The sequence below is a fragment of the Mycobacterium appelbergii genome, from assembly GCF_032883035.1.
GTDB classification, from domain to species: Bacteria; Actinomycetota; Actinomycetes; order Mycobacteriales; family Mycobacteriaceae; genus Mycobacterium; species Mycobacterium appelbergii.
The window spans coordinates 249509-261438 of the sequence record NZ_JAMQTH010000007.1 but is presented as its reverse complement, the minus strand read 5'-3'; the positions used below and the strand labels follow the sequence as shown (position 1 = coordinate 261438).

Annotated in this window: 14 protein-coding genes; 8 read left to right on the top strand and 6 right to left on the bottom strand. The window is 67.5% G+C overall.

Translation table 11 applies throughout. The annotated features are described in order from the left end of the window. The first annotated feature begins 54 nt into the window (after nucleotides 1-54). Nucleotides 55-852, top strand: a complete 798-nt coding sequence (locus M1247_RS17945) for a ParA family protein (RefSeq protein ID WP_317157712.1) — start codon at nucleotides 55-57, stop codon at nucleotides 850-852. An 8-nt stretch (nucleotides 853-860) separates the two neighbouring features. Then, on the top strand, nucleotides 861-1562 hold the full coding sequence (locus tag M1247_RS17940) for a PP2C family protein-serine/threonine phosphatase (protein ID WP_317157711.1): 702 nt from the start codon (nucleotides 861-863) through the stop codon (nucleotides 1560-1562). A gap of 125 nt (nucleotides 1563-1687) precedes the next feature. Here the strand turns inward: M1247_RS17940 and M1247_RS17935 are convergent, their stop codons facing one another. Then, complete coding sequence (locus tag M1247_RS17935; RefSeq protein ID WP_317157710.1) at nucleotides 1688-2905, bottom strand: Rv3212 family protein; 1218 nt, start codon at nucleotides 2903-2905, stop codon at nucleotides 1688-1690. 18 nt (nucleotides 2906-2923) lie between these two features. After that, nucleotides 2924-4402: a DEAD/DEAH box helicase gene (locus M1247_RS17930; protein ID WP_317157709.1), complete on the bottom strand. Its 1479-nt coding sequence runs from the start codon at nucleotides 4400-4402 to the stop codon at nucleotides 2924-2926. 62 nt (nucleotides 4403-4464) lie between these two features. Between M1247_RS17930 and M1247_RS17925 the strand changes: the two genes are divergently transcribed. Together M1247_RS17925 and M1247_RS17920 are read left to right on the top strand one after the other, a co-directional pair. Further along, a complete protein-coding gene (locus tag M1247_RS17925) occupies nucleotides 4465-4593 on the top strand; it encodes a hypothetical protein (RefSeq protein ID WP_317157708.1) in 129 nt (42 codons plus the stop codon). 89 nt (nucleotides 4594-4682) lie between these two features. Continuing rightward, on the top strand, nucleotides 4683-5381 hold the full coding sequence (locus M1247_RS17920; RefSeq protein ID WP_317157707.1) for a ferritin-like fold-containing protein: 699 nt from the start codon (nucleotides 4683-4685) through the stop codon (nucleotides 5379-5381). A 1-nt stretch (nucleotide 5382) separates the two neighbouring features. On the opposite strand, the gene M1247_RS17915 is transcribed toward M1247_RS17920, so the two are convergent. Then, nucleotides 5383-6180 carry a hypothetical protein gene (locus M1247_RS17915; RefSeq protein ID WP_317157706.1) on the bottom strand — a complete coding sequence of 266 codons (798 nt, stop codon included), beginning with the start codon at nucleotides 6178-6180 and terminating at the stop codon, nucleotides 5383-5385. Between the two features lie 230 nt (nucleotides 6181-6410). Between M1247_RS17915 and M1247_RS17910 the strand changes: the two genes are divergently transcribed. Beyond that, nucleotides 6411-6650, top strand: a complete 240-nt coding sequence (locus tag M1247_RS17910) for a DUF3107 domain-containing protein (protein ID WP_317157705.1) — start codon at nucleotides 6411-6413, stop codon at nucleotides 6648-6650. 32 nt (nucleotides 6651-6682) lie between these two features. Here M1247_RS17910 and M1247_RS17905 read toward each other — a convergent pair whose 3' ends face one another. Beyond that, nucleotides 6683-7342, bottom strand: coding sequence for an HTH-type transcriptional activator FasR (locus M1247_RS17905; RefSeq protein ID WP_317157704.1), 660 nt, complete (start codon nucleotides 7340-7342; stop codon nucleotides 6683-6685). Between the two features lie 204 nt (nucleotides 7343-7546). Between M1247_RS17905 and M1247_RS17900 the strand changes: the two genes are divergently transcribed. The 3 genes from M1247_RS17900 (at nucleotide 7547) to M1247_RS17890 (ending at nucleotide 10762) form a co-directional block, all read left to right on the top strand. Continuing rightward, complete coding sequence (locus M1247_RS17900; protein ID WP_317157703.1) at nucleotides 7547-8584, top strand: DUF3152 domain-containing protein; 1038 nt, start codon at nucleotides 7547-7549, stop codon at nucleotides 8582-8584. A 108-nt stretch (nucleotides 8585-8692) separates the two neighbouring features. After that, nucleotides 8693-9871, top strand: coding sequence for an adenylyltransferase/sulfurtransferase MoeZ (gene moeZ / locus M1247_RS17895; protein ID WP_317157897.1), 1179 nt, complete (start codon nucleotides 8693-8695; stop codon nucleotides 9869-9871). A 36-nt stretch (nucleotides 9872-9907) separates the two neighbouring features. Beyond that, nucleotides 9908-10762, top strand: a complete 855-nt coding sequence (locus M1247_RS17890; RefSeq protein ID WP_317157702.1) for a TIGR02569 family protein — start codon at nucleotides 9908-9910, stop codon at nucleotides 10760-10762. A 68-nt stretch (nucleotides 10763-10830) separates the two neighbouring features. Here the strand turns inward: M1247_RS17890 and M1247_RS17885 are convergent, their stop codons facing one another. After that, the gene (locus M1247_RS17885) at nucleotides 10831-11145 is read right to left on the bottom strand and encodes an MGMT family protein (RefSeq protein WP_317157701.1); all 315 of its coding nucleotides are present in this window, start codon (nucleotides 11143-11145) and stop codon (nucleotides 10831-10833) included. A gap of 2 nt (nucleotides 11146-11147) precedes the next feature. Then, nucleotides 11148-11921 (bottom strand): alpha/beta fold hydrolase, encoded by a 774-nt coding sequence (locus tag M1247_RS17880; protein WP_317157700.1) that lies wholly within the window; start codon nucleotides 11919-11921, stop codon nucleotides 11148-11150. Nucleotides 11922-11930: the final 9 nt, after the last annotated feature.

Here is an 11930-nt window from a genome sequence, read left to right as displayed (position 1 = left end):
GCGATTCTGCCGCACGCCGGCGTGCGCTCGCCGCGAGCGTGCTTGGATGAGGATGTGACGCGGGTACTAGCGGTCGCCAATCAAAAGGGTGGGGTTGCCAAGACGACGACGGTGGCGTCGTTGGGCGCGGCCATGGCCGAGAAGGGCCGGCGCGTGCTGCTGGTCGACCTGGACCCGCAAGGCTGTCTGACGTTCTCTCTCGGGCAGGATCCGGACAAGTTGCCGGTGTCGGTGCACGAGGTGCTGCTCGGCGACGTGGAGCCGAATGCGGCGCTGGTGCAGACCGTCGAGGGCATGACGCTGCTCCCGGCGAATATCGATCTGGCCGGCGCCGAGGCCATGCTGCTGATGCGGGCCGGGCGGGAGTACGCGCTCAAGCGTGCGCTGGCCAAGGTCGAAGCCGACTTTGACGTGGTGATGATCGACTGCCCGCCGTCGCTGGGTGTGCTTACCCTCAACGGCCTGACGGCCGCCCATGATGTGATCGTGCCGCTGCAATGCGAGACCCTGGCGCACCGCGGCGTCGGGCAGTTCCTGCGCACCATCTCGGACGTCCAGCAGATCACCAACCCCGAGCTCAATCTGCTCGGCGCGTTACCCACGCTCTACGACTCCAGGACCACGCACAGCCGTGATGTGCTGCTCGACGTCGCCGACCGCTACGCGCTGCCCGTGCTGGCACCGCCGATACCGCGCACGGTCCGGTTCGCCGAGGCGACCGCATCGGGGGCTTCGGTGCTCGCGGGCCGTCGAAACAAGGGCGCCCAGGCTTACCGCGAACTGGCCGAAGCGCTGCTCAAACATTGGAAGACCGGCAAGGCGCTGGCCACCTTCACACCCGAGGTGGGGTAGCGCACGCCATGACATTGGTGCTGACGGCCGCCACGGCCACCGACCAGGGGCCGGTACGGGAGAGCAATCAGGATGCGGCGCTGGCCGAGGGCATTCTGTATGCGGTGTCCGATGGTTTCGGGTTGGGCGGTGAGCACGCCAGCCGGACGGCGCTGGAGACCCTCGCGGCCGCCTTCGCCGCCGCACCCGATCGTGACGGCCTCATCGCGGCCGTGCAGCAGGCCAACGAAAAGGTCTGGGCCGAGGCCGTCCCCGGTATGGCCGCCTCGGGGGCGACCTTGACCGTGGTGGCCTTCTTCGGCCCCGAGCAGGGCGGGCCGCTGGCCCTCAACATCGGTGACTCGCCACTGAACCGCATCCGCGACGGTCACATGGAACAGCTCACCGATGATCACAGCATCGCCGGTGAACTGGTGAGCGCCGGTGAGATCAGCAGGACCGAGTCGCGTTACCACCCGCAGCGTCATCTGCTGACCCGGGCGCTGGGCATCGGTCCGCAGGTGCGGCTGGATCTCGTCGAGCTGGAATGCCGTCCCGGCGACCGGCTGCTCATCAGTTCCGATGGCCTGTTCGCGGGCGCCGAAGACGCCGATATCGTCGATGCCGCCCTCATCCCGGACCCCGAGCGTGCCGTCCGCAAGCTCATCGAAGTGGCCAACGCTGCCGGCGGTCGAGACAACACCACCGTCATCGTCATCGACATCGCCTGATCCGCACCGCCCAGACCAGCACCGCCCAGATCAACGCTATGGTCGCCAAAACCGCCTGAGCGCAGCCATTGCGCTGATCTCGGCGCCGAAAGTCTCGGCGCCGAAAAGTCTCGGGGCCCGAGAAGCTACGGCGCGCCGAGCGCTGCCAGTTCGGTGCCGCGTTGTTCGAGCACCGTGGGCCCGGCCACGGCAGGTATCACCGGGGAGTCGCCGGCGGGGCGGTCGTACGGGATGTGTCGATCACCGGAGCCGGTCTCGGGATCGAACACGTCGTAACCGTCGTTGACCGGAACCAGCAGGCGTCCGGCCATCACGACGGCGGGTCCGACAGGGGCGTGGGGTCCGGACGGGGTGACGGTGTACTTGTACCGCAGCCCGGCGGCGTCGAACACCAGCACCGAGTCACCTGTCCACCACGTCACCAGATCCCCGGATCGGGTGGAAACCGATTGCGGTGCAGCCGGTTTGGGTAGCAGTGTGCTCGCGACGGTGGCCCCTGTCTCGTCGATGACGTTGACGGTGGGTTTGGGTGTGGGCACGTAGACGGCGGTGGTGGTGTCCGTCACCGCGATCACCTGGGCTCCGGACTCGGCGGTGACGCCAGGCAGGTCGACGTGACGCACGTCAGGGGTGTCCTCCTCGTCGGCGGGCCGCAGCAACGTCAACCGCAGATCGTCGCGTTTGGGGCAGGATTCCAGCGCAGACACCGCCGACGAACTCGACGCCACCGATACCAGTCGGCAGATCACCGAGGCCGGCACATCGGGCTTGATCTTGGCGTCAAGCGATCCGTAGCTCAGCATCCGGACCATGTCCGAGCGCCACAATTCCAGCCGGCTGTCCCCGGCGGAGAGCACGGTGGTGCCATCGGTGGACAACCGCACCTCGGGATCGGCGTACCCACTGCGCGCGGGTCCGCGGTTACCGGTCTTGCCGTCGATGGTGCTGACCTGGCCGCAGCCGCGGCTGTCCGGGTAGACGGCGACCGCGTACTGGTACACCGACGTCACACCGCACAACTCGACGTCGCGGGCGTAGCTCCACAGCGTCGCGCCGCTGACCGGATCACGCCCGGTGACGGTCCGCCCCTCGGCAGTGACCACGGACCCACCCGCGACGACCGGGATGGTGGTCTTCGGGCTGGGCGTCGCCCACAGCTGCTCAAGGCCGGCGGGCACCTCTCGAGCCGGGGTGAGATAGGGGACCGGTGACGTCGCGGGCCGGCTGACCGTGGCCCGCGCGTCGCTCGTCCACCAGATGAGGGCGGCGACCACCGCGATCACTGCAACGATCGCCGCAGCCGCCACCATGTCGCCGCGGGTGCGGCGTTCCGGTTTGACCATCGAATGGTGTGTTGCCGGTTAACCTGCTGCGGCTGCTTCGGTCTTGCGCGGACGGCGCCGGCGACGGCGGCGCGCGGGTGACCCGTCGCCGTCCGCGTCACCCGACTCGGCCGCCGGTGCGGCGTCGGCGTCTGCCGATTCGGGGTGGCCGGTGCTCGGCTCGCCGGCCCGGGTCCGACGCCGGGTGCGGGTCCTGGTCCTGGCCGGACGGTCCTCGGAGGAATCCGACGAGTTCCGCTTCTCCGTGCGCTTGGCCGCAGTGCGGCGGCGCGGCGCGGCGATCGTGCCGGTCACATCGGTCGGGATGTCGAGTTCCTCGTAGAGGTGCGGCGAACTCGAATACGTCTCCGCCGGGTCGGCGCAGCCCAGCCCCAACGCCTTGTCGATCAGCTCCCAGCGGGAAAGATCGTCCCAGTCCACGAGCGTGATCGCGATGCCGGTCTTGCCCGCGCGGCCCGTGCGGCCGATGCGGTGCACGTAGGCCTGCTCGTCTTCGGGGATCTGGTAGTTGATGACGTGGGTGATGTCGTCGATGTCGATACCGCGGGCGGCGACGTCGGTGGCGACCAGGACATCGGTGTCGCTGTTGCGGAACGACTTCAGCGCCTTCTCCCGGGCGCCCTGGCCCAGGTCGCCGTGCACGGCGCCGACCTTGAAGCCACGCTCGGCGAGTTCGTCGGACACCTTCTGTGCGGTCCGCTTGGTACGGGTGAAGATCATCGTCGCGCCACGTCCGCGGGCCTGCAGCACGCGGCTCACCAGCTCGACCTTGTCCAGCGCATGGGCGCGGTAGGCGAACTGTTCGGTGGTGTCGTGGGTGGCCGCCGAGTGCGGAGCCTCAGCCCGAATGTGGGTGGGCTGGTTCATGAATGTGCGGGCCAGCGTGATGATCGGGTCGGGCATGGTGGCCGAGAACAGCATCGACTGCCGGTCGTCGGGGGTCAGCCGCAGGATGCGCTCGATGTCGGGCAGGAAGCCCAGGTCGAGCATCTCGTCGGCTTCGTCGAGCACCAGCACCGACAGGCCGCCGAGCTGCAGGTGGCCCTGCTGGGCCAGGTCGAGCAGCCGGCCCGGTGTGCCGACGACCACGTCGACGCCATTGCGCAGTGCCTCGATCTGCGGCTCGTAGGGCCGCCCGCCGTAGATGGACGTCACGCTGAACTTGCGGTCGGGGCCGGCGAGGTACCTGGCGGCGGTGGCCAGGTCGTCATAGACCTGCATGCACAGCTCGCGGGTCGGCACCACGATCAGCGCGCGGGGCGTGCCGGTCAGTGGGCGGGTCTCGTCGGTGGAGACCCGTTGCAGCAGCGGGATGCCGAATGCCAGCGTCTTGCCCATGCCGGTGCGGGCCTGCCCGATCAAATCGTCGCCTGCCAGCGCCAGCGGGAGGGTCAGTTCCTGGATGGCAAAGGGATGCTCAATGCCATTCTCGGTCAGTGCGCGCACAATTTCGTCGCGGACGCCGAGATGGGCAAATGTTGGATTGAGTTGCGTCATATGAGTAGAGGTAGCCTTTCGCTGTCGAACCTCATGGGCATCACGCGCGCACGAGTTCAACGATGAAACGGCCGGTTCGCCCGGTGAAGGCGGCGGTGCCGATCCGCTGGGCCCAGCGCCTGGGGCGGGCCAACTGCGTGCACGCACATTTCCTTGGCAACGGCCTGGGTGGCTCGATAGTCAGCTCGTAGCCGTTACCACTTGTCATTGTAGCTGGTCGGGGCACGCGACCTGATTTGCCGGCTGATCGGCACGTCGCGCGGCGTCTAGAGTTGGCGTCATGAATTCGCCGCAGCATGCCGCAGAATCGATCGCCGAACCGGTCACTTCAGGCGTCTCGGCGGCCCATCCCGGCGTCAACGAATTGTTCGCGGTGCTGGCCTACGGTGAGGTTGCGGCGTTCTACCGGCTCACCGAAGAGGCTCGCATGGCGCCGAATCTGCGTGGCCGGATCAACATGGCCAGCATGGCCGCGGCTGAGATGGGCCACTATGAGATTTTGCGGGATACGTTGGAGCGCAGGGGCGTTGACGTCGTATCTGCGATGACGAAGTATGCGTCGGCGTTGGAGAACTACCACCGCATGACCACCCCCAGCACGTGGCTGGAAGCGTTGGTGAAGACCTATATCGGTGATGCGCTTGCCGCCGACTTCTATCTGGAGATCGCCGACGCGCTGCCCGACGAGGTGGCCGACGTGGTCCGCGAGGTGCTGGCCGAGACGGGGCACTCCCAGTTCGTCGTGGCCGAAGTTCAGGCCGCGGTGACCGCCAGCGATCGTCAACGTCATCGCCTGGCCCTGTGGGCGCGTCGGCTGCTCGGTGAGGCGGTCACCCAGGCGCAGTACGTGCTCGCCGATCACGATGAGCTGGTGGACCTGGTGATGTCCAGCGGTGAGGGGCTCACCCAGGTGGCGGAGTTCTTCGATCGGCTACAGCACACCCACAACACGCGGATGCAGGAGCTCGGCCTGGCCTGAGCTACTGCGTGCAGGTGGTGATCATGCTGTTGTTGGCCTGCTGCACGAGCACCGCGCCCGCCGCGTCGGTGATCGAGCAGTTGAGCTGACCGGCAACGCTGGTCGCGGTCACCGACTTGAGCTCGACTCCCGGATTGAGCACCACGGTCTTGGCCCAGGGCAGTGCGACGTTGATGTCGGTCTGCAGCGCACCCTGCTGGTCGGTGTAGACCACCGTCACCAGATCGATGAGCTGGCGGTTGCCGGTCACGCGGTAGGTGACGGTCCGTGGGTCCGGTGCCGGTGGGGCGGCTTCGACCGGCGGGGCGACCGCGGGTGCCGGCGTGGGCGCGGCGGTCACGCTGGGGGACGGGGTCACCGTGGTCACCGTTTCGGGGGACAGTGAGGGTCCGCTCGGCGTGACGGTTCGCGGCGCCGGTGTGGAGATCGCGTCCTGGGGCGCCGTGGTGGCGGTGGGCTGCGCCGGCGAGGTGGGGCTCGCCGACACCGAACCGCTGTCACCGCCGCCCAGGATGACGACGGTGCAGATCACTGCCACCAGCAGGATGACGCCGGCCACCCCGGCCACCCAGACCCACCGCCGATCGATGGGCTCTTCGTAGAACTCGATGTCGCCGGCGTAATCGTCGTAATCCTCGTAGTCCTCGGCGGGCGCGCCGTATTCGCCACCGGCGTAACCGCCGGCCGCCGCGCCGGTACCGCTCCAGCCCATGCTGTCGCGGCCGGTGCCCGGCTCTGCAGAGTGGTCGCCGAATCGCTCGGTCGGCCTGGTGTCATACGGCGAATATTGCCTGGTCATGCGGCTGTCCCAGTCGTCTCGTCCCAATGTCGATGCTGATGCTATCGATGCAGAAGTGACGGGTGAGGTTATGCATGGGGCGTGTTGGTTACGGTCCGGACTCGGTTGGATCGCGCAATGTCTCCGTGCTTCGCCCGCTGCGAGCTCACCGCGGCGCATTGGGCCGCTCCCGTCCACTAGCCTTCTGAAGGAAACGGACACGTAGTCACAGCAAGAGGAAAGAGGTCCACGTGGAGGTCAAGATCGGTGTCACGGACAGCCCGCGTGAGCTGGCCTTCAACAGCGCGCAGACGCCGACCGAGGTCGAGAAGCAGGTCACCGATGCGCTCAGCGGCGATTCGGTTGTGCTCGCGCTGACCGATGAGAAGGGCCGTCGCTTCCTGGTGCAGACCAGCAGGATCGCCTACGTCGAGATCGGTGCCGCGGATGTGCGTCGGGTCGGCTTCGGCGTGGGCGCCGAAACCGCCTGAAGCGGCCCGAGGGCCGGGCGCGTAGCCCGGCTCTAGGACCGGGTGAGTGGCACGTGTGACAGTCCGCCCCAGGCGAACTGCACCGTGCCCTCTACGGCGGCCGACCGGTCGATCGGCCGCTCGTTGTTCAACCAGTACCGCGCGGAGTCGACGCTGATCGCCACCAGGCCGACCGCGATCATCCTGGCCCGGTGGGCCTCCAGCCCGGAATCGCGACTGATCAGATCGAACACGGCGTCGGTGCACGATTCGGTGGCGACCTTCACCTGCGCGGCGACCTGTGGCTCGGTGACGTAGTCGTTCTCGAAGATGAGCCGGTAGCCCTGACCGTCGTGCTCGATGAAGTCGAAGAACGCCTCGACCGCCGCGCGCAACCGTTGCCGGTTGTCGGTGGTGGTGCGCAAGGCTTGGCGCACCCCGGACACCAGGTTGTCGACGTGGCGGTGCAGTACCGCCAGATACAGCTCCAGCTTCGATGAGAAGTGTTGGTAGAGAACCGGTTTGCTCACACCGGCACGATCGGCGATCTCGTCCATCCCCGCGGCGTGATAGCCGCGGTCGACGAATACCTCGCTGGCCGCGGCCAGAAGCTGTCCGCGACGTTCGTCACGCGGAAGCCGGTTGCCGCGTCGGCCACCGCCGGAAGCTGGCTTTTCACCTCTCCTCTCGGCGGTGTTGGCGAGTTCGCTCATCAAGTCCTCAATCTGTATTGCTCTGGCGCGCTTGGCAGTGCTTGTCCAAGCTGCTCATCAAAGCGACAGTACTACCGTTGCGACCTCGGTTGCGAAATGTGTCCGAGATGACGGGAAACGCGCACATTTCGAAATGACACCGGCGTGGTCACGGTGAGGCAGCGCTGGAGTCCGATTCTCAGGGGCCTGTGCCATTCTGGTGCGGTGACCTACGACCCGGGACGTCGCGGGGGTGGCCGTGTCCCGGCGCTGCGCAACGAGTGGCGGGAGCCGCTGCGCGCGCAACGCGATCCGCTCGCGGTGGAATCGGGACGCACCCGTTCCAACCGGGACGACCACCAACGCTGGCGCAAGCAGACCTGGCTGGGACGTTTCATCTCAACCTACGGCTGGCGGGCTTATGCGCTGCCGGTGCTGGTGGTGTTGACCGTGGTGGTGCTGTACCAGACCGTTACCGGCACCAGCACCTCGCAGACCGTGAACGAAGATGACGGTCCCGTTCAGGGCCCGCCGACCATCGGCGTGGCCAGCACCGCCATCGTCGGGGCCCCACCCAAGGGCCTGACCGAGTTCGACGCCAGCCTGCCCACGGGGATCCTGCCCGCAGGGGGTCCGTTCACCGAGGCAGGCACCAAGATCTGGCACGTCGTCCCCGGCGCGATCCCGAAGGTGGGCGAGGGCACGACAAAATCGTTCACCTACACCGTCGAGGTGGAGGACGGCGTGGACACCGCGTCTTTCGGCGGTGACGAGGGCTTCGCCCGGATGGTCAGCGAAACCCTGGCCAACCCGAAAAGCTGGACCCACAACGGGCTGTTCGCCTTCACCCGGGTCGATGCCGCCAGCGGTGTCGAACCCGACTTCCGGGTATCGCTGACCTCCCCGATGACGGTGCGTGAGGGCTGCGGCTACGACATCCAGCTCGAGGCGTCCTGCTACAACCCGTCCTACGACGGAAATCAGCCCCGGGTATTCGTCAACGAGGCCCGCTGGGTCCGTGGGGCGGTGCCGTTCCAGGGGGATATCGGCTCCTACCGGCAGTATCTGATCAACCACGAAGTCGGCCACGCCATCGGCTATCAGCGGCACGAGGCGTGCGGCGGCAACGGCGACCTCGCGCCGATCATGATGCAGCAGACGTTCTCCACGGCGAACGACGACGCCGCCAGATTCGACCCGGAAACCGTCAAGGCGGACGGATTGACGTGCCGGTTCAATCCCTGGCCGTACCCCATCGCGTAACCGGAGTCCTCGGCGACCACCCGGGCATGGGAAGGATGGCGGTCGGATTACCGTTGTGGGTACTTACCAAGGGACCCTGACTAGAGGAGACATACGGTGTCCGCGAATTTGGATGTGTCGTTGCCGCCGCTGGTTGAGCCGGCCGCCGAGCTGACACGTGAAGAGGTCGTGCGCTACAGCAGGCACCTGATCATTCCCGATCTGGGGCTCGACGGGCAGAAGCGGCTCAAGAACGCCAAGGTGCTGGTCATCGGCGCAGGCGGACTCGGCTCGCCGACGCTGCTGTACCTGGCCGCCGCCGGTGTCGGCACCATAGGCATCGTCGAGTTCGACGAAGTCGACGAGTCCAATCTGCAGCGTCAGATCATCCACGGCGTCCACGACGTCGGGCGACCGAAGGGGCAGAGCGCGCGGGACTCGATCCTGGAGATCAACCCGCTCGTCCAGGTGAATCTGCACGAGTTCCGGTTGGAACCGGACAACGCGGTCGAGCTGTTCAGCCAGTACGACCTGATCCTGGACGGCACCGACAACTTCGCCACCCGCTACCTGGTCAACGACGCCGCCGTGCTGGCAGGTAAGCCGTACGTGTGGGGTTCGATCTACCGCTTCGAAGGCCAGATCTCGGTGTTCTGGGAGGACGCCCCCGACGGGCTCGGCCTGAACTATCGCGACCTGTACCCGGAGCCCCCGCCACCGGGGATGGTGCCCTCGTGCGCCGAGGGTGGCGTGCTCGGCATCCTGTGCGCGTCGGTCGGCTCGGTGATGGGAACCGAGGCGATCAAACTGATCACCGGTATCGGGGAGCCGCTGCTGGGTCGGCTGATGGTCTACGACGCGCTCGACATGACCTACCGCACCATCCGGATCCGCAAGGACCCGGCGACACCGAAGATCACCGAGCTGATCGATTACGAAGAGTTCTGCGGTGTGGTGTCCCAGGACGCCGCGGACGCTGCCGTCGGTTCCACGATCACGCCGCGCGAACTGCGCGACCTGATGGATTCCGGGAAGCCGTTGGCCCTGATCGACGTCCGCGAGCCGGTGGAGTGGGATATCAATCACATCACGGGCGCCGAGTTGATCCCGAAGCCGACGTTCGAGTCGGGTGATGCCCTTGCCAAGCTGAAGGTGGACCGAACCCCGGTGCTGTACTGCAAGACCGGGGTGCGCTCGGCCGAGGTGTTGGCCATCGTCAAGAACGCCGGATTCTCCGATGCGGTGCATCTGCAGGGCGGCATCGTGGCATGGGCAAATCAGCTCGAGCCCGACATGGTCATGTACTGACGGCCGGTTTGCGGGGTTACACCTTAGGCTGAGCTTGTGAGTGTGGAGCGGCCGCCGGAACATGTGCTGGCGGCGTTCGGGCTGTCCGGGGTGCGGCCGGTGCCGCTCGGCTCGAGCTGGGAGGGTGGCTGGCGCTGCGGCGAGGTCGTGATGTCGATGGTCGCCGATCACGCCAGGGCAGCCTGGTCGGCAAAGGTCCGCGAAACCCTGTTCGTCGACGGGGTCAGGCTGGCACGGCCGGTGCGCTCCACCGACGGTCGTTACGTCGTCGCCGGCTGGCGCGCCGACACCTTCGTCGCGGGAACTCCGGAACCGCGCCACGATGAGGTGGTTTCGGCCGCAGTGCGGCTCCACGAGGCCACCGCCACGCTGGAGCGTCCGCGGTTTCTGACCCAGCCGCCCGTCGCGCCGTGGGCCGATGTGGACGTGTTCATCGCAGCCGATCGCGCGGCGTGGGAAGAGCGCCCGTTGCATTCGCTGCCCGCCGGGGCCAGGGTGGCGCCGGGGTCGACCGACGGACAACGGTCCGTCGAACTGATCAAGCAACTCGCCGGACTGCGCAGACCCACCAAGATCGCCAGCCAGCTGGTGCATGGCGACCTCTACGGCACAGTGCTTTTCGCGGGCACCGCCGCCCCGGGAATCACCGACATCACCCCGTACTGGCGGCCTGCGCCGTGGGCCGCCGGGGTGGTGGTGGTCGATGCGCTGTCCTGGGGTGACGCCGACGATGGTCTCGTCGAGCGCTGGGAGTCACTGCCGGAGTGGCCGCAGATGCTGTTGCGGGCGTTGATGTTCCGCCTGGCGGTGCATGCGCTGCATCCGCGTTCCACGGCCGCGGCGTTTCCCGGCCTGGCGCGCACCGCGTCGTTGGTGCGGTTGATGGTCTGACGTTCCAATCCCCGGAGTTCCCCCGGCGAGCAGACAGCCCGGTACCGGTCAGCACCCTTTTCGGGTACCTAACTGTCTGCTGGGCGGGAGAAAGTGTGCCGGTACTCGGCGAGCCGGACCCGGCCGTCGACCGCCAGCACCCCCTCGGCGCGTAACCGCTCGAGTTGCCGGGTGGCCAGGTGTGGCGCCGGGCGACCCGAGGCGGTGATCACCCGGTGCCAGGGCAGGTCTGACGAGTCGGTGCGCATGATCCAGCCGACGATGCGAGGGCTGGAAAGGTCGGCGGCATCGGCGATGTCACCGTAGGTCGACACTTTTCCCGCCGGTATGGCGGCCACCAGGGCCCGCACCGCCTCGACCTGCTCCTCGGTAACCGAAGGCACGGTTATCCCAGTCGCTTGCGGATCAGCCCGGCGGTGTCTGCCGGGAGTGCCTGGGCCACCATGTGGTTGCAGTCCCAGTCCAGCAGGCGGAAATCCGGTCCGAGCCGTGCGGTCAGGGCGGCGATCAACTCCTCGCGCGCATACGGCGGGCTGGTCCGGGTGGCCCGCACCAGCACGGTCGGGGTTCCGGTGGCGGGCAACGCGAACGGGCGGGCCAGCTCACTCCAGTACGACATCATCGCCGGGATGCTGATGCGCCACCCGTAGCGGCCGCCGGGAAGCTCGATCAGATGCTCGTCCAGCTCGCGTTCCAGTTCGGCGGGTTCGACCTCACCCCACGATCCGTTGATTTTTTCCGCGCGTGCCTCGTCCCGGTCCGGGTAATCCGGCGACGCCAGCATGTTGTCGGCGATCTCGCGCATCCAGTCGCCGTCGAGACCGACCGCCGGATCCAGCAGCACCAGCCCGGCGACCAGATCTGGGTGGGCGGCAGCCAGATTCAGCGCGAGCGCACCGCCGAACGAATGCCCGACCACCAGCACCGGACCATCCAGCAGGGTTGCCAGTGCCTCGGTGTTGGCATCCAGTGTCCACGGCGCCGCCCACGACGTGCGGCCGTGCCCGAGCAAGTCGGGGGCCAGGATGGAGACCTCGGGCAGATGCTTGGTGGCCAGGGTCTGCCAGCGCTGACCGTGCCCGGTCAACCCGTGGATGAGGAGCAGCTTCGGCGGCCCCGCGGGCCCGTAGCGGTGTACATGCAAGACGTCGGCGGACACCCCATTGAT

Bases quoted from the DNA above. Each gene is read 5' to 3' on its own strand.
- M1247_RS17925 (WP_317157708.1), top strand. From the start codon at position 4,465: ATGAAACGGCCGGTTCGCCCGGTGAAGGCGGCGGTGCCGATCCGCTGG.
- M1247_RS17940 (WP_317157711.1), top strand. From the start codon at position 861: ATGACATTGGTGCTGACGGCCGCCACGGCCACCGACCAGGGGCCGGTA.
- M1247_RS17935 (WP_317157710.1), bottom strand. From the start codon at position 2,905: ATGGTCAAACCGGAACGCCGCACCCGCGGCGACATGGTGGCGGCTGCG.
- M1247_RS17915 (WP_317157706.1), bottom strand. From the start codon at position 6,180: ATGACCAGGCAATATTCGCCGTATGACACCAGGCCGACCGAGCGATTC.
- M1247_RS17930 (WP_317157709.1), bottom strand. From the start codon at position 4,402: ATGACGCAACTCAATCCAACATTTGCCCATCTCGGCGTCCGCGACGAA.
- M1247_RS17920 (WP_317157707.1), top strand. From the start codon at position 4,683: ATGAATTCGCCGCAGCATGCCGCAGAATCGATCGCCGAACCGGTCACT.
- M1247_RS17905 (WP_317157704.1), bottom strand. From the start codon at position 7,342: ATGAGCGAACTCGCCAACACCGCCGAGAGGAGAGGTGAAAAGCCAGCT.